We start from the raw sequence: 20,965 nt of genomic DNA on the forward strand, positions 1-20,965 counted from the left end.
CTCATGTCGTACGACGTCGAGAAGCCGGACGAGCAGTGGCGCGCGGAGCTGGCGCCGGCCGAGTACGCCGTGCTGCGCCAGGCCGGCACCGAACCGGCCTTCACCGGTGAGTACACGGACACCAAGACCAAGGGCGTCTACTCCTGTCGCGCCTGCGGGGCCGAACTGTTCACCTCCACGACCAAGTTCGAGTCGCACTGCGGCTGGCCGTCCTTCTACGACCCGAAGGACACCGACGCGGTGGAGCTGATCGAGGACCGCTCCCACGGCATGGTCCGCACCGAGGTGCGCTGCGCCCGCTGCGGCTCCCACCTCGGTCATGTGTTCGAAGGTGAGGGCTACTCGACCCCCACCGATCAGCGGTATTGCATCAACAGCATCTCGCTCCGGCTGACGCCGGATGAGTCCTGAGGCTTCCGGGGCTCCGGGGGTGGCCGGGACACCTGTGACTGGTGCCCGGCTCGCTCCGGTTTGAGATTCTGTGAAGGTGATGGGTGTCGCGCGCTGGATCCAGGCCCGTCGCAGGTCCGTGCCCGCTGACGGCAACCGCGCGGACGGCGCCGGTGAGCCGGAGGGCGAGGAGGTCCGGCTGACGGCCCTGCGGGCGGCCGCGGGCGCGATCGGTACGACGCTCGACGAGGAAACCACCTGCTCCGAGCTGACCCGGGCCGTCGTACGGCTGGTGGGGGGCGCGGCCGCGGTCATGCGGCGGACCGGGAAGACCGTCTCCGGGTACGAGGCGATGGCCGGAGATCCGGACGTGCTGCCCGATGTCCGATGGGCCACGGCCGTGGCCCGGGAGGCGGGCACCCCGGCGGTCGACAGACAACCGGAGCCCTGGACCGAGCAGCCGCCGGGCAGCCGCAGCCGTCCCGCGATCTGTGTGCCTCTGACCAGCGGCGACGACCAGTACGGCGTCCTGGTCGCGGGGCGGCACGGAGCGCGGTTCGCCCGTTCGGAGGCCGAGCGAGTCGCCCTCCTCGCCGAACGCGCCGCCTCCCACATCCGGCACGCCCGCGCCTACGACCTGGTCAGCCGGACGGCCGGTGACCTGCAACGCGCACTGCTGGCGGAGCCCGGCCGGCCGCACCCGAACCTGGACGTCGCGATCCGCTACCTCCCGGCCGGCAGCAGCCGGGTGCTGGTCGGCGGCGACTGGTGCGAGACCGTACGTCTCCATTTCGGCCGCACCCTGCTGGTCGTCGGCGACGTGATGGGCCACGGCCTGGAGGCCGCCGTCGACATGAGCGCCTACCGCTCCTCGCTGCGCTACATCGCCTCCTCCGACCTGCCCCCGCACCGCGTGCTGCGGCAGATGGACGACATCGCCGCCGGCGAGGCCGACCGGAGGCCGGCCACCTGTCTGCTGGCGCGGATCGACCCCGGCCGGGGGCAGGTCACGCTCGCCAGCGCCGGTCATCTGCCGCCCGTGCTCATCAGCGGGGACGGCCGGACCGCACCGCTGCCCGTACCGGTCGGGCCGCCGCTCGGCACCGGTTTCGGCGGCTACGAGTCGGCCACCCACCAGCTGGCCCCCGACCAGACACTGGTGCTCTTCACCGACGGGCTCGTGGAACGCCGTGGCGAGGACATCGACAGCTCCATGGCCCGCCTGTCCGCCCTGCGTTTCACCGGCCACGACGTGGACGAGGTCCTGGACACCATCCTGACCAACCTGGACGCACGCCACGCGGAGGACGACGTGGCGGTCCTCGCGGCGCGGCCGTATCCGCGGCGGGAGAGCGCGGCGGTGGCGGACGGCGCCGAGGCGATGGGTTCCTGAGCCCCGCCCTCTCCGTCAACTCCTCGCACATCCTGCGTGGTTGACCTGTTCCCGCCGGACAGCCATCTTTCGCAACCCCGGCGATTGAGCAACCATGAAGGGAGACGCGCGTGCTGTCGAGAGGGGGACGGGCCGTGGATCTGTCGGCACCCGATGTCGAGACCGAGTTGGTGGATCTCTCGGAAGTGCCGCTGGCGGCCGTCGGCTCCCTGGCGTCCGCCGGGTTGAGCGGGGCGGCCCGCCGCCTGCTGGCTCTGGTCGACTCCCCACCCACGCTGGGCGCGGCGTCGAACGCCGGGAGTGGTTGCTGACATGTTCCTGCCCGGCTGATGGCGAGGAGAAGCCGTGTCGGATGACGGACCCGTGGTCCACGGCGCGGAAGCCGGGCCTGATTCCGGACAGATGCCGACCGGTGTCCCACGGCACCGGCTGACCATGCCCCACTTCCGGCAGCTCGCCCACGGCGGTGGCGGCCGCGATGCCGTCGCGGCCCTGCGAACGGCACAGCGGAGCCGGCGGCTGGTCCTCCTGCGGGCCCTGGTCGAAACAGTCGACCGGGACGTCCCGCCCGACGCGGCATGGCCGTCCGCGCAGACGGCCTGGGACCTCCTGGCCGAGGCCGAGGCGGCGGACCGAGCGGCGGTGGAGGCCGTACTGCTCCATCCCCCGGTGGGGAGCTGGCTGGCCCGCGTACTCCGAGGGCTGCGAGCCGATTCCGCGTCAGCTCCCCAGCCGGAGGTGTGGCGGGACGCCGCGCAGTTGCATGCGCTGGCCGCCGCGGCCGCCCTCGCGGCAGGTATCCCGTTCCGTGTCCATGTCCCGGTCCTCGGCACGGGCGTCCTGTTCCCGTCTCTGGGCTGGGCGGTGCTGCCGTCCGCTGCGCCCCCGTCCGCCGAGTCCGTCGTGGAGGCCTTCCGCGACGACAACGGTGCCGGAGTGCGCTGTCACACCGGCACGGTGCGCCTGCCCGACGACCTCGGCCGCGACGCCCCCGGCTGGTGGGCGATACGACGGCTGCGCGCCACGCACGCCGAGGTGGCGAGCGCTCCGGCGCTGGAGGACCTCGACCCCTGGCGGCACTACCTGCGCCGCATGCCGGTCGAGCGACTGGGCGAGGACGAGGTGGCCCGGTGGCGTGAGCTGTACCAGGCCGCCTGGCGGCATGTGGCGGCGCAGCACCGCGTCGATCCCGGCGGAGTCGCGGACTGCCTGCTCGCCCTCACCCCGCTGCCCGATCGCAGCCCCGCGGACCTCTTCAGCGGCAGCGCCCCCGAATCGTACGGGGGCTTCTTGATGAGCAGGCCGGCCCACTCGCTCGACCTCGCCGCGGCCCTCGTCCACGAAGCCCAGCACATCAAGCTCAGCGCTCTCCTGGACCTGGTCACCCTGTTGCGCGGCGGCCTCGAGGAGACCCACTACGCACCCTGGCGCGCCGATCCGAGACCGCTGCGGGGGATTCTGCAGGGCGTCTACGCGTTTTTGGGCGTGGCGTCCTTCTGGCAGGCCCTGCGCGAGGGCACCGGTCTCTCGGACGCCGAACGCGCCCAGGCCGACTTCGAGTTCGCGCTGCGCCGGGGGCAGGTCGAGGAAGGGCTGCGCACCCTGTGGTCCGAGGCGTCCCTCACCGAGCTGGGCGAGCACTGCCTGCGCGCGATGGAGCACACCCTCACGGCCCTGCTCAAGGAACCGGTTCCGGCCGCCGCCGGCCAGGCCGCGGAGGAGGCCCGCGACGACCACCGGACGGTCTTCCGGCTCTCCCAGCTCAGCTGTGACCCGGACCGGGTCCGGGCCTGGGCGGACGCCTTCGAGGGCGGGCAGCCGCCCCCGCACCGGTACCCGGAGGTCCGTCCGCTGACCGGGCCGCCGGCACCGGAGGTCCGGACCCGCCTGATGCGTATCCGCTTCGGCGACCCGGAGCGCTTCGCCCGCCTGCGCGAGGATCCGCCGACCCTGGCCGGCGCCTCCGTGCCGGACTACGCCTGGGCGGCCGGGGACCGCGCCGCCGCGCTGGCCGGCTACCGCCGTCTGGTCGCCGAGGACCCGGCCGACCCGGTCGCCTGGGCGGGCCTGGGCCTCAGCCTGCCCGAGGGGCGGGCCAGGGACGCCCTGCTGCACCGCCCCGAGCTGGTGGCCGCCCTCCACCAGGAACTCCTGCGCCGGGGCCTGGATCAGGGCCCGGACTCGGTCGCCGCCTGGACGGCGACGCCACCCGACGACGCCACCGCACACGGATGAGGTGCCGGTGGCCGGCCCACCCGGACGCGACGGGCGGCCGGGCCGGGCCCCGGAGTCGAACTCCCGCCCGCAGCACGGCCCGTCCTGCGGACGGACGACGGGAGTCCGACGACAGGACCTAGCGGTGCACCTCCACGTCGCAGTCCGCGCGCATGCCACGGGCGCACCCCACGGTGGCCGGGTGGCTGTTGCCCAGCTTGGCGCGGTAGCGCTCCTGGGTGTCGGCGAGCAGGCGCTGGGCCTCCTCGTTCCGGCCGAGCGCCCGCAGGTCGAGTGACAGGTTCATCGAGCAGGCCAGGGTGGCCGGGTGGTCGTCACTCAGCTGGGCCCGGCACAGCGGCAGCGTGCGCTCGTCGATCGCGATCGCCTCGGCGTAGTCGGCGAGCGCATAGTGGTCGCTGGCCAGGTTGATCGCGATGCCCAGGGAGGCCGGATGCTCCTCGCCGAGGGCGGCGCAGTGCAACTCGTACGTCTCTCTGTCCGCGGCCAGCGCCTCGTCCACCTCGCCGATCAGCCGCCTCGTCACCGCGAGGTCGGCGGCGGCCGCCAGGGTGTAGGGATGCCGTGGACCCAGCAGGTCGCGCAGCGTGTTCAGGCACTGGACTCCCACGGCACGGGCCTTTTCGAGGTCCGCGTTCTGCCGCAGGTCCATGGAGAGGTTGAGCACGGTCGCGGCCACGTTCAGGTTCCGCTCGCCGAACTTGCTCCGGTACAGCCGCACCGTCTCCTCGTTCAGTTCGAGGGCGCCGGAGTGGTCCCCGGCCTTACGGCGGGCCACGGCCAGGGTGCGGGCGGCGATCAGACTCACCGGGGCGGCACGGTCCTTGATGACGTGCCGGACGCGCTGCAGGGTCTCCTCCTGCATCTCCCGGCTGCGCAGGTAGTCGCCGGACTCCCGCACGTCGATGGAGAGGTTACTGGTGATGAGCAGGGTCAGCAGGGCGTCGTAGCCCAGCGACCTGTTGGCCGCGTCCCGGGCCTGGGTGTCGATGGAGAGCGCCTGGGTGTACTTGCCGACCAGCCGCAGCGCGAGGGCGTGGTCGTTGGCGGCCGCCAGCAGGGTGGGGTCACCGTCCTCGAACACGCGGACGGCGCGCCGCCAGCGGTCCTCCTCCAGCTGCACCGAGGCCTCGAAGTCGCCCCGGATCTGGGTGTTCTGCGACACCGCGCCGATGGCGGCGAGCGTGTCCGGATGGTCCTCCCCGACACTCTCCCGCAGCAGCCGCAGGCTCTTGTCGTTCAGCTCCGCGGCCTCCCGGAAGTCGCCCAGGGCGCGAAGCGTGTGTCCGAGCGTGCCGGCGACGTTCAGTGTCTGCAGGTCGGTGTCGCCGCGCTGCGCGGTCCAGGCGTCGACCACCTCACGGCCGTACTCCCGGCACGTCAGGTAGTCACCCGAGCCGTGCAGATAGCGGACGATGTTGACCACCATGTCCCGTACCCAGCCGTCGTCGCACTCCAGGGCGCGGGAGAAGCGGGCGTGCACCAGCAGCTCCGCGTACCGGGGCCAGTTCACGGCCGCCACGTCCACCGGGTCGTAGTTGGCGAGCAGGACGTGCGCGGCGTGGCGCATGTCGGCCTGCTCCTGCGGGGACATACGGCCCACGAGGACGGCGCGCACCAGGCGGTGCATCTGGATGGTGCCGTCCCGGTGGTTGATCTTGATGAGCGAGTACCGGTTGATCTCCCGGATGGCCTCGCCGAGTTTGACGGGGCTGCGCAGCACCTGGGTGAGTTCGGCGGGGAGTTCGACACCGCGGACACCGGCGAAGATGCGACGAGGGATCGGTTCGGGCGCGAAGAAGGAGCAGACCTGCAGGAGTTGGTGGGCTCCGGGGTGCCGCTCGGCCAGTCGTCCGAGGGACATGTTCCAGGCGGCGGCGACCGGTTCCGGGTAGTCGACCGGAACCCCGGCGGCGAGCAGTTCGCTGCGCTGGGAGTCCAGGTCCGCGCGTTCGTCCTCGAAGATGTGCAGGTACTCGTCCACCGGCATGCCGGTCTCGGACAGCCAGGCGGCGGCCTGCTCCAGGGCGAGGGGAAGGTTGCCCAGGGCCTGGGCGATCCGGGCCGCCTGTTCGTGCTGCAGCTCCGGTCCGCGCCGGGCGAGCAGTTCGATGCTCTCCTCGGTGGTGAACACGTCGATGTCGACCGTCCGTGCGACGCGGCCCCACTGTGCGTTGCGTGAGGTCACGAGGATCCTGCCGGTTGTCTGAGCGGGGAAGAAGCGCCGGACCGTGTCGGGGTCCTCGGCGTTGTCGAAGACGAGCATCCAGCGGCGGTAGGGGCGGCCGGAACTCAGCGCGGCGAGGACCGTCGCGATGGTGATCTCCTGCTCGCCGCCCGTCTCCAGGCCGAGTGCCGCGCCGAGCTGTGTCAGTGACTGCCGGATCTGCTCCGGGCGCTCGGCGGACATCCACCAGATGACGTCGTACTCCGATGCGTGCTGGTGCACGTATTCGATGGCGATCTGTGTCTTTCCGACGCCGCCGAGGCCGTGCAGTGCCTCCGGCAGAACGGCGGTAGCCCCTTCGGTGGTCAGCCTCTGGTGGAGTGCCGCCAGCTCTTTCGCCCGCCCGGTGAAGCTGGGGTTCCTGGGCTGGACGTTCCAGACGGCGGGATCTCCGGTCCGACGCTCTTCCACTGGCGGAGAGCTTCGGACGAGGGGGACTGACACAGATGCTCCTTCTATCGAACTATCCGAAATATCAGGTAGGTTGCGTGTGTCTCTGGATTGCGCGTCCGGGGTGTGGTCGCCCCTGGCTCCATGAGCCGTCTCGGGGCTTTTGCGTCCATTGGTCACGTTTATCACCTCGAGATGGCCGGTCTGGGCCGAGAGTGCGGACGTGGACTGCTCCAGGCGGCTGCGGAGCCTGCGTGACGACTCCAGATAGGGGCCGCTCAGTGCCCTGGTCACGGTCACCTGAACGTGGGCGTAGGGAATCAGCCGTTCGGGTAACGGGGAGTCCGGCGGGGAGGCCCGGGGGTCGTCCAGGAGTGCGCCGAGTTCCCGTAGTGGCCGGCAGGTACGGCTCAGCAGTTCCAGGGTGCTGCGCAGCAGATACCGGGTCTCGTCCCGCGACTCGCCTGCGGACAGCATCAACTCGCGGACCCCGTCGTGGAATTCGTAGGCGATGTCCACCGCGTCCGGGGGAGCGCTGCCGACCCGGCGCAGCAGGCCGCCCAGCATGACCTCGGCCAGTTCGCCGGGGCCCGTTCCCACCGCGCCGGTGCGCAGCACGTGCTCCATGGTGGGGATGTTGAGCGGGATCGCGGCCAGGCGCGCGGCAAGGTCCCAGGCCGCCGGGCTCGCGTCGGCCCGGAACCGCGAGACGCGCTCCATCGCATCACGGCGTGCGCTCTCCTCGTCGGCCGGCTCCTGGTGCCGGCCCGCGCCGGGAGAGGTGACCCAGAGGTCGTGGGCGCCCGCCGTCAGCCCCGTCGCCAGCCGGGCCCAGCGGCCGAGCCAGGCCGGGGTCAGCTCCAGGACCGGGACGACCGGCGCGTCCGCCGCCGTGGTACCCCCCACCTTCCAGGTGCGGTTGGGTGCGCCCGGCCCCGGGACGCGCACCCGGGCGAGCCGGGCGGGCAGGCCGGTGCGGTGCCACACCGGCTGGTTCAGCACGTTCACCACGGCCACGGAGGCGTGCCGGGCCCAGTCCCCGAGCAGGCGGGCCGCCCGTCCGCTGCGCCAGCCGGGTCCCACGCCGTCGGTCACCAGGAACACCATCAGGCGTCCCCGGTCGGGCGGCCGCACGGTCAGGGGCGCGGGCCCGATGTGCCAGGGCGGGTCCGCCTCGGCCATCCGGTCGCCGTCGAGGGTGTGCACCCGGATGTCCCGGAAGGCGCCGGTGTGCCGCAGGACCTGCTCGAACTCGCTCACCGTGTGCCGCCACACGGCCATGGACGAGCTGACGTCGGCGACCAGCACGACGTCCATCCACCGTTCGCGCAGCGGCCGGAACCGCGGGATCCAGCGAAGGCTGAGCGCGGTGGACTCCGCGGTCGCCGCCTCGTCCAGCTCCTTCTGCGTCACCGAGGCGGTCGTCCGCTTGAAGGGGCGTAAGGCGCGGGCGAGCTCGCGCGCCCGGATCGGGGGCCAGGCCGAGCGGTGGGAGGGGGCGGGCACGCCGACGGCCGGCGGCACACGTTCCGGCGCCGGTCCGGTCGGGGCGTCCTGCGATACGTCGACGGCGCGCACGGCCCCGGCGGGTTGCGGGGCATGCGCCGCCGAGGCGCCCGGATCCGGGGTGTCGCTCCGCTCGTGCGGTGCCGGCGGCTCCGGGGTGCCCGCCTCCTCCTCCGGTCCGGCGTCGGCCGGCGGTGCGGCGGGCGGCTCCGGCTCGGACGCGGGCGGATCCGGTGCGTCCGCCCGGCGGTCCGCGGGGCCGTCGCCCGCGCCGGCGGCCAGGAGGAGCAGGGCGTCGGCGATCTCGGACCACGAGGCACCGAACGACTCCCGGTCCGCGGGAGCCGGTTCGGTGCCGCTGCCCTGCGTCACGTCTCTCTCACGCCGTCGAGTCGGTGCCAGACGGCGCGCAGCAGTGCCTCCCAGTCGGCGCCACGGGAGTACGCGCCGGACGTGGCGAGCCAGATGGAATTGAGGAGCTGGTCCGTCGCGAGGCCGTTCTCCTGGGCGCTGCGCTCGGCGAACAGGCGGATGAGCTCGGCGACCCGTGGATCGTCGTCCTGCGATCCGAGGTGGGCGGCCACGATGTCGGCCAGGCGGTCCCGCTCCGGCTCCTTGAAGTGGAGGTGCAGGCAGCGGCGCAGAAAGGCGGGCGGGAACTCGCGCTCGTCGTTGCTCGTGATGACGACGAGGGGGAACTCCCGGCAGCGGATCCGGCCGTCCCGGATCCGGACCGTGCGGTCGGGGTCGTCGGACCGTACCTCCACCACCCGCTGGTGACCGCGCAGCCGGGCCAGTTCCGGAATGGTGAACTCGCCCGCCTCGAAGGCGTCGAGCAGGTCGTTGGGCAGGTCCATGTCGGCCTTGTCGAACTCGTCGACGAGCAGCACCCGGGGCAGGGCGTGGGGTAACAACGCCGTGCCGAGCGGGCCGAGTTCGAGGAAGGCGCCGATGTCCGAAGCGGCGGCGGTGTCTCCCGGCGTCCGGTCCTCGGGCGCGGTGGTCCGGGCGTCCGTCGTGGCAGCCGCGTGGATCCTGCCCACTGCGTCATAGCGGTACAGACCGGACCCCAGTGTGGTGCGGGAGGTGATCGGCCAGCGCAGCACCCGGCCCAGGCGCAGTTCCCGGCTGATGCGGTAGGCCAGCGACGACTTGCCCGTGCCGGGGCGGCCGGTGACCAGCAGGGGACGGCGCAGGATCAGCGCCGCGTTCACCAGGTCGACCTCGGTGGGGTCGGGCACCGTGCCCTCGCGGGCCGCCCCGAGCCGGCGCCGCAGCTCGGCCTCGTCCTGCGGCGGCGCGGGCGGCTCCACCGGCGCCGCCGTCCCCGAGGCGCCGTCGGCGGACGCGGAAGTCCCCGTGAACGTCCGCCACGGTGGGGCCTTCGGCAGCACCTCGGTCAGTTCGATGTCTCGCAGGGGCAGTCCGGTACCCCGGTAGATCCACCAAGGCCGCGGAAGGCGCGTGGACATGGCCCCCGTGCCGTTCCCCTCGAATTGGGCAGCGCCGGTCATCGACCGTCCACCCCCTGGTCCGGTCCCGTCAACGGCTGAGGGCTCTCGACCGGCCGGGTCGGGTCGTCCCAGAGGAGTACCAGGTGGTGCCCCGGATGATCGTCGCGGCCGTTCAAGGAACCCCCGTGGGCTTCGGTTCGCAATTCTGTCACGGCCTCACGGAGCCCTGAAAGGTTGCGGAACAAGCCGTATACGCTGTCGTCGGAGTGGACAACGGCCTGCGGTCTCCTCAGGTCACGCGCGTCACGGGTGTCCCACAGAAGGGCGGGTACCCCGCAGCGCAGCGCGACGAGTGCTTCCTGCGCCCCTTCGCCGGAGCCCTCCGGCGGCCCGGACAGCACGAGACAGCCGACCGATCTGTCGCCCCGCAGCCGGGCGTCGAGGCCGGACACGTCCCCGGACCGCGGATCCTCGGTCCGCTTACCGCCCACGACGAGCGGCCGGGCGAGTTCCGGGGTGTCCCGCAGGGCCGTCCAGCGCTGCTCCCAGGCGCGAAACCACCGTCGCGTCCGGCTCCGCTGCAGGCTTCGTACGACCACGCAGTACCCCACGCTCAGGTGCGACACCGGATCGCTGTCCAGCTCGGTGCGGAAGCGGTGCACCGGCAGGGTCAGGTCGTCGGAGCCCAGCAGGAACTCCACATGGATGCGGTCGGCGTCCCGGGCCCAGTGCTCGTCGGCCTCGAAGACCAGCCGCTCCACCTCCCGTTCCGCCTCGGCCAGCGTCACCTCCACGCTCCTCTCCTGCCGGGGACGCCAGGCGTCCGGGTCGTCCGGGTCGTAGTGATGCCATGAGGTGAGCAGGTAACGGCCCGCCTCCTCCCTGCGCAGCAGGCGGACCACCAGGTAGGCGTTGCCCGGCTCGGGCGTACCGGCGTACGCGGCCTGCTGCCGCAGGTTGCGCAGCTCCGTGAGCAGCGACAGGGCCTGGGCCTGGCCGTCGTTCCAGGACCGCAGCGCGAAGCGCCGGTCGTGCGGGGCCTCCGCGGCCGCGTACTCGACGAAGGCGAGGGTGGGCGGCAGCCCGTCCGGACGGGCGTTGAGCCGGCTGAGCCCCTCGAAGGCGCTCCAGGCGTCGGGGTAGGCGGGAACCGGCCGCAGGTTGCCGACGGCTCTGCGGTACAGCGCGGGCAGGTTGGGCGGCGCGAAGCCGTCGAGCAGGGGGCGGAGCGAGAGGACCTCGTCGACCGGGAGCGCGGGCTCGGCGATCAGGTTCTCGGTCAGCGCCCTGATCTCCGTGACGTCCTCGTGGAACGCGGTGAGCGCTTCCAGCAGGGCCCGCATCGTCCTCCGGCTCTCCAGGCAGACCGAGGCGAGTTCCAGGAGGAAGTAGTGCGCCACGTCGTACTCCCGGACTGCCGGAGGGGTGCCGAGTTCCTTGGCCATGAGCCGGAGGCACAGGGCCCGCGAACTCCGCTCCTGTAAGCTGGCGCACTTGCCCAAGGCTTCCGCGAACTCGCGCACGAGTCCGAGACCGCCGCCCCCGTAGGCAGTCATTCCTCATCCCTTCATGGCCGTGCACTCTTCCACAGCCGTCGACCTCCGCCAAGCGATTCGGGTGAACGCCCGGCGACAGTTGGTAGTCCCAAGTCACGTGCTGCTCAGATGAGTTGATGTTCCATCAGATAGTGCCGTATCTCCTCTGTCGCCGGGGTGCCGGGCCACAGTGCGTCGAGTGCCTCCATGAGGGCCGACCACCCTTCCGCGGACTCGCAGGTGCGCAGCAGCGACAGCGCCTCCAGGCGGCTGCTGTGCTGACGGCTGGTCAGGTCGCCTATGCCCGGCAGGGTGTCCAGGAGCTGCTGCCAGGCGACGGGAGTGGTGATGCCCGGCACCGCGAGCAACAGAGTGGTCAGTTCGCCCAGTTGGCGGGTGGACAGGGGCTCCCGGGGCGCATCGCCGCCCAGCGTGGCCAGCAGTTCGAAGGCGAAGGCGGCCGCGTGCCGGGCGGCGACGGGCTGCCAATGGGAGTCGTGCGCGGAGTCCTTGTCGCCCAGCAGGTCCGAGACGCCCCGGATCACGAGGGCCTGCACCCGGGGATTGATCCTGGCCGCCGTGAGCAGGCCGAGGCCCTCCATCTCCACGGCCAGCGTGTCGCCCGCCACCTCGTCGAGCAGCCTGCCGGACGCCGACTCGGCGTGCGCGACGACCTTCGCGCCCGCGGCCAGCGCACCGACGTGCGCGGCCGGGGCCCGCTCGGGCGGCGGCTCGATACGGCCCTGCCACCGCCGGTCGGCCGCGACCAGGCGGGCCCGCTGCACCAGGGCGAAGGCCGACGGCCAGGACTTGATCCGGGGACGGAAGGCGTCCCGCTCGTCCCGGCCGCTCTCATAGCCGTGGACCGTGTCCGCCGCGACCACGTCGCCGAGCCGCGCGTCCTTGCGGCCGCCCGCGACGCCCACGAGAAGCAGCACCGAGGGGCGCAGCCGGGCCACCGCCCGCTCGGCCAGCGCCGCCGCCAACTCGTTGCCGGGTCCGGCCAGTTGCACGCCGACCGTCAGCTCGCCGCGCTCTCCGCGGAAGTGTCCGATCTCGTACACGGCACCGTCGGCCGTGCGTCTTTCGCGGCCGGGGCCGAGATGGCCGACGACGGCCAGGTACTCGGGCTCGATCGCCGTCAGCACGAACGCGTCGACCTTCTCCGCCTGCACAGACCGCCCCCTCGCCATGCCCCGGACCCTCCATGGTGAGGGATGCCCGGGGCCAGGGGAACCGCCCTGAAGGAGGCGGAGGTCGTTCAGTGCGCGGCCCTCAGGGGCAGGCCGACCGTGAACACCGTCAGCCCCTCCTCCCGGTCAAGACCGAGGCTTCCGCCGTGCGCCTCCACCAGCCCCCGCGCCACCGACAGGCCCAGCCCGCTGCCGCCCCGGTCCCGGCTGCGGGCCTTGTCCACCCGGTAGAAGCGGTCGAAGACGCGGTCCCGGTCGGCGGCCGGGATGCCCGGGCCCGCGTCGGCGACCCGGACCAGGGCGGCGTCCGGCGTGACGGACACCGCCATCGACACGCGCGTCCCGGCCGGCGTGTGCACCGCGGCGTTGGTGAGCAGGTTGTCCAGCACCTGCCGGATGCGGTGCGGGTCCAGGCGCAGTTGCACCGAGGCCGGACCGGACGCGACCGTCAGCGGGCGCTCCGGGTGGCCGGCCCGGAAGGCGGCGGCCGCCTCCTCGGTCAGCTCCACCAGATCCGTGTTCTGCAGCCGCAACGGGGCGTCCACCTCCGCCGCGTCCAGGCGCGCGAGCAGCAGCAGGTCGTCCAGCAGGACTCCCATCCGGGCGGCCTCGGCGCGCAGCCGGGCCAGGTGCCTCTCCCGCTCCTCGGGGGCGTTGGCGGCGGAGTACTGGAAGAGGTCCGCGTAGCCCCGGACCGACATCAGCGGCGTGCGCAGCTCGTGCGAGGCGTCCGCGACGAAGCGGCGCAGCCGCTGTTCGGCCTCCGCGCGCACGGCGAGCGCGTCGTCGATGTGGTCCAGCATCGTGTTGAAGGCGGTGCGCAGCTCCGCCACCTCCGGGCCGCCGTCGCGCCCGTCCGCGCGCACCGGCAGCCGCGCCGCCGTCTCCGTCAGGTCGTGCGAGGCGATGCCGTGGGCGGTGTGCGCCATGTCGCCGAGCGGTTCGAGGCCGCGCCTGAGCGTCCTGCGGCCGAACACCACGAGCGCCAGCAGCGCGAGCCCGAAGGTGACCACCTGGACCGTGACCAGCCGCCGTACCGTGTTCTCGATGTCGTCCATGGGCGCGCCGCTGACCAGGACCACCCCGGGCTCCACCTCGCAGGCGCGCAGCCGGTACTCGCCCCGGCCCGCGAGGTGCTCGGTGCGCAGCACCTCGGTGCCGGCGGCGATCTGCGCCCGGGCCACGGCGGTGACGTCGGCGATGTCCCGGGGGAGGTCGGTGTTCTCCTCGGGCCTGCGCAGGACGGGGGTGCCGTCCGACACGTCGTACACGGCGTAGTACCAGCGGTAGTACTTCTTGCCCTGGAGCGTGCCCTGCTCGGCGATGCTCTTGGACTGGGCGACCTGGGCGAGCCCGAGCTGCGCGTCGAGCTGGTCCGACAGATAGTTCCGCATGTACGTCGTCAGGGCCGTGCCGACCACCGCGAACACCACCAGGGACAGCGCGCCGAGGCCCAGGGCCAGGCGGGTGCCGAGGCGGAGTCTGCCGTAGGCATGGCGCAGCCGGGCGATCACCGGGCGGCCTGCCGCACGGCGTACCCGAAGCCCCGCACCGTGTGGATCAGCGGCTCGGCGCCCGGCTCGTCGAGCTTGCGGCGCAGTCGGCTGACGACCAGCTCGACGACGTTCGAGCGGCCGCCGAAGCCGTACTCCCAGACGTGGTCGAGGATCTGCGCCTTGGTGAGCACGGACGGCGACTTGCGCATCAGATAGCGCAGCACCTCGAACTCGGTGGGCGTCAGGGCGAGCAGCCGCTCGGCACGGCGGACCTCGCGGGTGTCCTCGTCCAGGGTCAGGTCGGCGACCCGCAGCACCGAGCGCGCGAAGCCGGGGCCGGCGCTGCGCCGCAGCACCGTGCGCAGCCGGGCCATCAGCTCCTCCACCGCGAACGGCTTGACCAGGTAGTCGTCCCCGCCCCGGGTGAGCCCGGCGACCCGGTCGGCGACGCCGTCGCGCGCGGTGAGGAACACCACCGGCACCATCGTCCCGGAGCCGCGCAGCCGGTCGAGAACGCCGAAGCCGTCCACATCGGGCAGCATCAGGTCCAGGACGACGATGTCCGGCCGGAACTCCGCGGCCCGGGTGAGCGCCTCCTCACCGGAGTACGCCGTGACCGCCTCCCAGCCCTCGTACCGGGCGACCGTGGCGACCAGGTCGGCGATCGGCGGGTCGTCGTCCACGACCAGAAGTCGTACTTTCTCCACCCGCTCATCCTCCGCCACGGGCACCGTCGCGCCAGACCCGGCCGTCCCCGCCGGGCACATCGATATCCAGTTGAAAGTCGTCCGACAGGAAAACGACAGCATCCCCGGGCGAAGCTCGACTCCCAGGTCCCGATCAAGGAGCTGTCCGCCTGTGACGACCCTCCAGTCCCGTCCCGCGCCCCCCACGGCGATACGCCCCCGGGTCGTGGCCCGCACCGGCCTGTACGCGCTGCTGGCCGCCAACGCCGTGGTCGTGGCCGTCCTGTTCCTACAAGCGGGCCTCGGCTCCAACGCGCTGATCCTCATCGGCCGTCTCGCCGGTCTCTACGGCGCCCTCGTCATGGCCTTCCAACTGCTGCTGGTGGCCCGGCTGCCCTGGCTGGACCGCCGCATCGGCATGGACCGGCTCACCTCCTGGCACCGCTGGACCGGCTTCGCCGTGCTCTGGACCCTGCTCGCGCACCTGGTCTTCATCACCTTCGGGTACGCCCAGCTGTCCTCCCTGGACCCGGTGGACCAGCTCGTCGACCTCGCCGAGACCACCGAGGGCGTGCTGCGGGCGGTCGTCGCGTTCGCCCTGATCGTGGTGGTGGGCGCGGTGTCCGCGCGCTGGGCCCGGCGCCGGCTGGCGTACGAGACCTGGCACTTCATCCACCTGTACACCTACCTGGCCGTCCTGCTGGCCTTCGGTCACCAGGTCGCGGTCGGTACGACCTTCACCGCGTCCGCCGCCGCGCGGGCCTACTGGTACACGGTGTGGGGCGCGCCCCTTGGCGCGGTGCTCGTGGGCCGGCTGGCCCTGCCGCTGTGGCGCAACCTGCGGCACCGGCTGCGCGTGACGGCCGTCGTCCCCGAGTCCGACACCGTGGTCTCCGTGTACGTCACCGGCCGCGACCTCCACCGGCTGCCCGCTGCCGCCGGGCAGTTCTTCCTCTGGCGGTTCCTGACCCGGGACCGCTGGTGGCAGGCCAACCCGTTCTCGCTGTCGGCCGCCCCCGACGGACGGCAGCTGAGGCTGACCGTCAAGACCGCCGGCGACGGCACGGCCGCCCTGCGCCGGATCGCGCCCGGCACCCGGGTCTTCGCCGAGGGCCCCTACGGTGCCTTCACCACCCTGCACCGCACCCGCCCCGACACCCTGCTCATCGCGGGCGGGGTCGGCATCACCCCGATCCGCGCCCTGCTGGAGGAGATCGAGGGCCACGCCGTCCTGCTCTACCGGGTGACGGCGGAGCGGGACGCGGTCCTGTACGAGGAGCTGTCCGAGCTGGCGGCCGCCAAGGGCGCCCAGTTGCACCTGATCACCGGGCCGGCCGCGCCCGACGCGCTCACACCCCGCGAACTGGCCCGCCTGGTCCCGGACATCGGCGACCGTGACGTGTTCGTGTGCGGCCCGCCCGGGATGACCGCCGCCGTCCTGCGCAACCTGCGCGACATGGGCGTACCCGAGCGGCAGATCCACTTCGAGCGCTTCAGCCTGGCGGGATGAGGAGAACGACACCGTGAAGCGAGCACTGCCCGTCCTGGCCCTCACGGTCGCCGGACTGATCCCGCTGTGGCGCTACGAGCCGCCGCACGGGACCACGGCCACCGAGGCACCCGCGACCACCACGACCCCGCGGACTTCCGCGTCCGGCCGGGTCGTGGCCGGACCGACCGTCACCACCGAGAAGGGGGACGTCCAGGTCGAGGTGACCCTCGACGGGGACCGGATCAGCTCCGTGCGGATGCTGAAGCAGCCGGACAGCCCCCAGACCAAGGGCGCCGTACCGACGTTGATCGAGGAGACGCTCAAGGCGCAGAGCGCCGACGTCGACACGGTGTCCGGGGCCACGGTCACCAGCGAGGGGTACCGCAAGTCGCTGCAGGCCGCGCTGGACGAGGCGTAGATGCTGCGGCGGGTCGAGCACGTGATGGGCTTCCCGGTGTCGCTGCGGATCGACGACGAGGGATCCTGGGACACCGTGGCCGACGAGGCGTTCGCCTGGCTGCGTGCGGTGGACCGCCGGTTCAGTCCCTTCCGGGCGGACAGCGAGGTGTGCCGGCTGGACCGGGGTGAGACGGCGCCCGGCGCGGTGAGCGCGGACCTCGCCGAGGTTCTGGGCCTGTGCGAGGAGTACCGGACCGCGACCGGCGGTGCCTTCGACGCCCGGCTGCCCGGAAGGGGGCTCGACCCCTGCGCGGTGGTCAAGGGCTGGTCGGTGCAGCGGGCGGCGGAGCTGCTGACGGCGGCCGGGGCACGGCGGTTCTGCCTCAACGCCGGAGGCGACGTGGTGGTCTCCGGCGGGCCGTGGCGCGTGGGGATACGGCACCCCGAGGACGCCGGCCGGGTGTGTGCGGTGCTGGCGGTGACCGACGGGGCGGTGGCGACCTCCGGGCGGTACGAGCGCGGCGACCACATCCTCGACGGACGCACCGGACGCCCGGCGACCGGGCTGCTCAGCCTGACCGTGCTGGCCCCGACCCTGACCGAGGCGGACGCCACCGCCACCGCCGCCTTCGCCCTGGGCGAGGAGGGCGTGGCCTGGGCCGCGGCCCGGGCCGGCTGCGAGGTGTTCGCGGTCGACGCCGGGCGGCGGGTGGTGCGGACGGGCGGGGTGCCGATGGCAGAGGTCGGCTGACGTCACAGCAGCGACGTGACCGAAGTCGTCAGGCCTCGAGCGCGAGGCGGTCGGGAGGTTCCTCGCCCAGTTCCTCGTACACCCAGTTCTCGTTGCGCGGCGCCAGGTTCCGGGCGCGCACGGTCAGCAGGGAACGGACCTTCTCCCGGGCCTGGGGAAGGGCGAGCCGACCGTCGTGGTGGCGGACGAGGGCGTCCAGGGCGCCGCGCACGTCCTTGTGCTCCGGCGCCTTCTCGTCCGGCGTCGGCGGAACGTCGTACGGCCCGTCCCCGAAGAGCCGGGCGGCCGCGTGGCGGACCGACACCTCGGTGCGCAGGGCCTGGGGCGCGTCCGCGGCGGCGCCCGCAGCCAGGGCCTCGGCTCGGGCGAGCGTCTCGACGGCCGTGGGGTACGCGTCCTGACTGGCGTGGAGGGCGCTGAGGTCGACGAGGGCCTCCAGGGCCCGGGCGTGCGAGCCGGCCCGCTGCCACAGGTCGAAGGCCTTCAGCAGCAACGGGGCGGCTTCGGCCGGGTCGTTGAGCTCGCGGGCCATGCAGGCGGCGTTGTTGGAGTCGTTCGCGGCGTTCGAGAGGTCGCCGACGCCCTCCCACAACCCGGCCGCGCGACGGTACAGATCGCGCGCGGACCCGTGGCGTCCCGCGTCGTCCTCGGCGAGGCCGTAGGCGTTCGCCGCCATGGCACGCAGGTTCGCGGTGCCCCACCGGTCGGCCAGCTCCACGGCCTGGCCGCCCCACCGTACGGCGGCGTCGGAGTCGGACATCCGGCGGGCGAAGCGGCAGTTGTTGATCGCGAGCGGGACGGCGGCGGCCCCACGGCCGGCCGAGGTGAGGGTGGTGACCGCGGCCTCGCCCGCGGCCAGGGCCTGGGTCCACTCCTCCTGGGCCCACAGGACGAGGCTGAGCCGGAACTCGGCCTCGGCGGTCAGTTCCGGCAGCCGGTACTCGCGGGCGATGGACGCCGCCCGCCGCGCGGCCTCGGCGGCGAGGTCGTGGACCCCGGCGTCGCGCAGCGCGTCGATGTTCAACAGGCAGGCCCGGACGGCGTCCTCGGGCCGGTTCTGCCGCAGGTGGAGCGCCACCCGGTCGTTGTTGACGGCGACGACCGCGTCGAGTTCGCGGCGCGCGGTGTAGAGGACGTGCAGCCCGACCGTGAGGTCGGTGGCGAGGTCGAGCCAGTCGTTGTCGCGCGCGAGCCGCTGTGCCGCGTGGAAACGGGTGGGCTCCAGCTCGCCCGAGAGCTGCGCCCCGTGCTCCTGGTTGGTGATCTCGGTCAGCCGGTCGCAGAGGTAGGACACGGACGCGTGCTGGAACTCGCGCACGACGTCGGGCTGTTCGTCCTCCTCCAGGCGTTCCCGGGCGAACAGGTGCACGAGGTCGAACAGCCGGAAGGTGGCCAGCGGGCCCCGGTCGGGCATGCGCACCAGGTCCTGCAGGGCGAGGCTGCGGTCCACGAGCCGGAGGAGCAGGAGCTCCTGCCGCAGTGCGGGAGCCCGGAGACAGTGGCCGAGTTCGGGCCCGGTGACGGCCGCCCCGGGCGCGGCGGTGATCAGCCTGAGCACACGGCGGGCCGGCGGGTCCAGCGCCTCGTGGCTGAGCCGGATCGCCAGCCGCACCGCCCGGTCCCCGTACGTCAGGCCCTCCAGCCGTGCCGACTCCTCCTCCAGGAGCCGCGCGAGGTAGTCGGGCGGCGGCCCCGACGGCTGGGCGAGACGGGCGCCGACGATACGCAGGGCCAGGGGGACGTCCGCGCACAGGTGCGCCAGTCGGTGCAGCTCCTGCCTCTGCCCGGTCACCTCGGGCGGGCGGCCCTCGGCGCACCGGGTCAGCACGGTCACCGACGCCTCCCGGTCCAGCGGTCCGACCTCGAAGACGAGCCCCGGGTCCGCGTAGTCCTGGGCCCGGTCGCGGGAGGTCACCAGGACGGCGCAGCCGGCGGGGGCCTTGACGAACGGCCTCGCGTGCGCGGCGTCCAGGGCGTTGTCGAGGATCAGCAGGACCCGCCGCTCGTGCAGCCCCGCGGTGAAGGCGGCGATCAGCCGGGCGTCGTCCTTCGCCTCGGCGCCGAGATCGAGGCCGAGCGCCTCTGCGAGGATCCGGACCACGGTTCGGGCGCTCAGTCGGGCGTCGGGCAGGAGTCCGTGCAGGTCGACGTGGAACACCCCGCCGGGAAACGCGGGGGCGAGCGCGCGGGCCGCCTCGACGGCCACCACGGACGTGCCGACGCCGGGCTGCCCGCAGAGGAAGGCGGTCGCCCTTCCGTGCCGCGTCATGTGCCGGTCGACGGCGCCGGCCACGTCGGCGACCAGCTTCTCGCGTCCCGCGACACAGGGGTCCACGGCCGGCAGCCCGCACATCTGGGCGGCCACGGCGCCGAGTTCGGGGCGCCCCGGTGCGGGTCCGGGCGGGGGGTCGGCGGCGGGACGCTCCGTGCGGACGCCGGTGCCCGGGCCGGCCGTGGCCGCCGTCGTGGAGGTGCGCAGCACCGCCTCCCTCGACGTGACCGGCGAAAGGTGGCTCAGCAGAGCGTGCAGGAAGCCCGACAGCGGGATCGTGGTGCCGTCCGTGAGCGCCTCGTGGAGGAAGCGGCGGGAGGCGCCGGACAGGCCCGAGAGCAGGCCGTCCGTCACCTCCTCGGCGAGTGTCCGGCGCAGCCGGCCGAGGAACGCCCGGGCGGCGTGGCCGGACAGTTCCTGGTCCGGCGGTGTGCCGGGCACGGCCCGTGCCCAGCGCTCGACGGCCTCCGCGTGATCGGGGAGCCGGGGCAGCAGCACCCTCGGCTCCAGACCGCGCAGCCGGAGCCGCTGCCGCAGACCCGAGACGGCCGTCGCGTCCCAACCGGTGCCGCACGCCCGGGAGAAGATCCGCTCCTCGCCGTCGCCGAGCCCGCCCAGGCCCCGGAAGGCGCCGTCGAGCGCGACGAGCGCCAGGGCGGCCTCGCGGGCCGCTTCCGCGGGACCGACGCCGTCCGGCGGCGCCTCCAGGGCGGGCACCACCCCGGTGCCGCCCACGGACAGGACGGTGCCCACCTTGTCGCCGAACGTGATCCGGCGCCGTACCGGAGTGCGCGCGTCCTGCTCCAGCAGGCGGGTGAGGTCCTCGGTCCGGGCGACCCAGACCGAGTTGGGCAGCCAGCCGTCGGTGCTGTTGTAGCGCGCGCACACCACGCCGAGGACCATCCCGTCGGTCGGCCGGACCACGGGGGCGCCGCTCATGCCGCGCATCACGTCCGGGCAGGACAACCGGCCCAGCAGCACGCCGTCCCGGTCCGTTCCGCCCTCCCAGGTGCCCCTCGCCTGCAGGAACGCATAGCGGCGACCGTGGTCGTCGACCTCGGCGACACCGATGACGACCACCCCCGTGCCCGAGCCCACGGTGTCGGACGGTGCCCAGCCCGGCACCGAATCGGCGAGCGGCCGCGCCCGGCGCAGTACGGCCAGGTCGCGGGCGGGGTCGACGGCGAGCACCTCGGCGGGCTCCGTGCCCGGCGCACCGTCCAGGGCGTCGGTCAGCACCTCGCTGCCCACGAGGCCGCAGCCGAGACCGTCCAGGACGTGCCGGGCCGTGACGAGGACACCCGGCGCCACCTGGAAGCACGTACCCACCGGGACGTCGTGGCGCAGCAGCACCCGCCCCAGACTTCCGGGAACCCCGGGGCGGCGCACGAGACCGCTCATCCCACGCCCCCCACCCGGACGGCCAGTAACCGGTTCGTCATGGGTCACAACCTGGCATACCGCCCGGCTTTCTGTCCCCCGATCGGTGGGGACCGGTCCCGGGCGGTCGCTGGCCGAAGTGCGGCAACAATCGCCGTCTAGACTC

The 20,965-nt window shown here is 73.4% G+C and carries 14 protein-coding genes; 7 read left to right on the forward strand and 7 right to left on the reverse strand.

Going from position 1 to position 20,965, the window contains the following annotated elements:
• Positions 1–3: 3 nt before the first annotated feature.
• The 4 genes from msrB to ACIRVH_RS00760 all read left to right on the forward strand — a co-directional run bounded on the left by msrB (position 4) and on the right by ACIRVH_RS00760 (position 4,018).
• Positions 4–411 carry a peptide-methionine (R)-S-oxide reductase MsrB gene (gene msrB / locus ACIRVH_RS00745; protein WP_403947090.1) on the forward strand — a complete coding sequence of 136 codons (408 nt, stop codon included), beginning with the start codon at positions 4–6 and terminating at the stop codon, positions 409–411.
• 79 nt (positions 412–490) lie between these two features.
• Positions 491–1,783 (forward strand): PP2C family protein-serine/threonine phosphatase, encoded by a 1,293-nt coding sequence (locus tag ACIRVH_RS00750; protein WP_403947781.1) that lies wholly within the window; start codon positions 491–493, stop codon positions 1,781–1,783.
• A gap of 134 nt (positions 1,784–1,917) precedes the next feature.
• Positions 1,918–2,094 (forward strand): hypothetical protein, encoded by a 177-nt coding sequence (locus ACIRVH_RS00755; protein ID WP_403947092.1) that lies wholly within the window; start codon positions 1,918–1,920, stop codon positions 2,092–2,094.
• Between the two features lie 34 nt (positions 2,095–2,128).
• On the forward strand, positions 2,129–4,018 hold the full coding sequence (locus ACIRVH_RS00760) for an HEXXH motif domain-containing protein (protein WP_403947094.1): 1,890 nt from the start codon (positions 2,129–2,131) through the stop codon (positions 4,016–4,018).
• A 118-nt stretch (positions 4,019–4,136) separates the two neighbouring features.
• Here ACIRVH_RS00760 and fxsT read toward each other — a convergent pair whose 3' ends face one another.
• The 6 genes from fxsT to ACIRVH_RS00790 form a co-directional block, all read right to left on the reverse strand.
• Positions 4,137–8,513 (reverse strand): FxSxx-COOH system tetratricopeptide repeat protein, encoded by a 4,377-nt coding sequence (gene fxsT, locus ACIRVH_RS00765; RefSeq protein ID WP_403947096.1) that lies wholly within the window; start codon positions 8,511–8,513, stop codon positions 4,137–4,139.
• A complete protein-coding gene (locus tag ACIRVH_RS00770) occupies positions 8,510–9,613 on the reverse strand; it encodes an AAA family ATPase (RefSeq protein WP_403947098.1) in 1,104 nt (367 codons plus the stop codon). The genes fxsT and ACIRVH_RS00770 overlap by 4 nt, the downstream gene beginning before the upstream one ends.
• Positions 9,614–9,651: 38 nt before the next feature.
• On the reverse strand, positions 9,652–11,151 hold the full coding sequence (locus ACIRVH_RS00775; RefSeq protein ID WP_403947100.1) for a hypothetical protein: 1,500 nt from the start codon (positions 11,149–11,151) through the stop codon (positions 9,652–9,654).
• A gap of 104 nt (positions 11,152–11,255) precedes the next feature.
• A complete protein-coding gene (locus tag ACIRVH_RS00780) occupies positions 11,256–12,323 on the reverse strand; it encodes a hypothetical protein (RefSeq protein ID WP_403947102.1) in 1,068 nt (355 codons plus the stop codon).
• A gap of 68 nt (positions 12,324–12,391) precedes the next feature.
• Entirely contained in the window at positions 12,392–13,837 is a 1,446-nt protein-coding gene (locus ACIRVH_RS00785; protein WP_403947104.1) for a sensor histidine kinase, read from the reverse strand.
• Complete coding sequence (locus ACIRVH_RS00790; protein ID WP_403947106.1) at positions 13,834–14,586, reverse strand: response regulator transcription factor; 753 nt, start codon at positions 14,584–14,586, stop codon at positions 13,834–13,836. Before ACIRVH_RS00790 ends, ACIRVH_RS00785 begins: the two co-directional genes overlap by 4 nt.
• A gap of 91 nt (positions 14,587–14,677) precedes the next feature.
• On the opposite strand from ACIRVH_RS00790, the gene ACIRVH_RS00795 reads away from it, so the two are divergent.
• Genes ACIRVH_RS00795 through ACIRVH_RS00805 form a run of 3 tightly spaced genes read left to right on the forward strand, consistent with a single transcriptional unit; the run spans position 14,678 to position 17,147 of the window.
• A complete protein-coding gene (locus ACIRVH_RS00795; RefSeq protein ID WP_403947108.1) occupies positions 14,678–16,015 on the forward strand; it encodes a ferric reductase-like transmembrane domain-containing protein in 1,338 nt (445 codons plus the stop codon).
• Between the two features lie 13 nt (positions 16,016–16,028).
• The gene (locus tag ACIRVH_RS00800) at positions 16,029–16,415 is read left to right on the forward strand and encodes an FMN-binding protein (RefSeq protein ID WP_403947110.1); all 387 of its coding nucleotides are present in this window, start codon (positions 16,029–16,031) and stop codon (positions 16,413–16,415) included.
• A gap of 3 nt (positions 16,416–16,418) precedes the next feature.
• Positions 16,419–17,147, forward strand: a complete 729-nt coding sequence (locus ACIRVH_RS00805; protein WP_403947783.1) for an FAD:protein FMN transferase — start codon at positions 16,419–16,421, stop codon at positions 17,145–17,147.
• A gap of 28 nt (positions 17,148–17,175) precedes the next feature.
• Here ACIRVH_RS00805 and ACIRVH_RS00810 read toward each other — a convergent pair whose 3' ends face one another.
• Positions 17,176–20,820: a trypsin-like peptidase domain-containing protein gene (locus ACIRVH_RS00810; protein WP_403947112.1), complete on the reverse strand. Its 3,645-nt coding sequence runs from the start codon at positions 20,818–20,820 to the stop codon at positions 17,176–17,178.
• Positions 20,821–20,965 lie beyond the last annotated feature (145 nt).

Origin of the sequence: Streptomyces sp. NPDC101165, from assembly GCF_044768135.1 — a bacterium.
Lineage (GTDB): Bacteria > Actinomycetota > Actinomycetes > Streptomycetales > Streptomycetaceae > Streptomyces.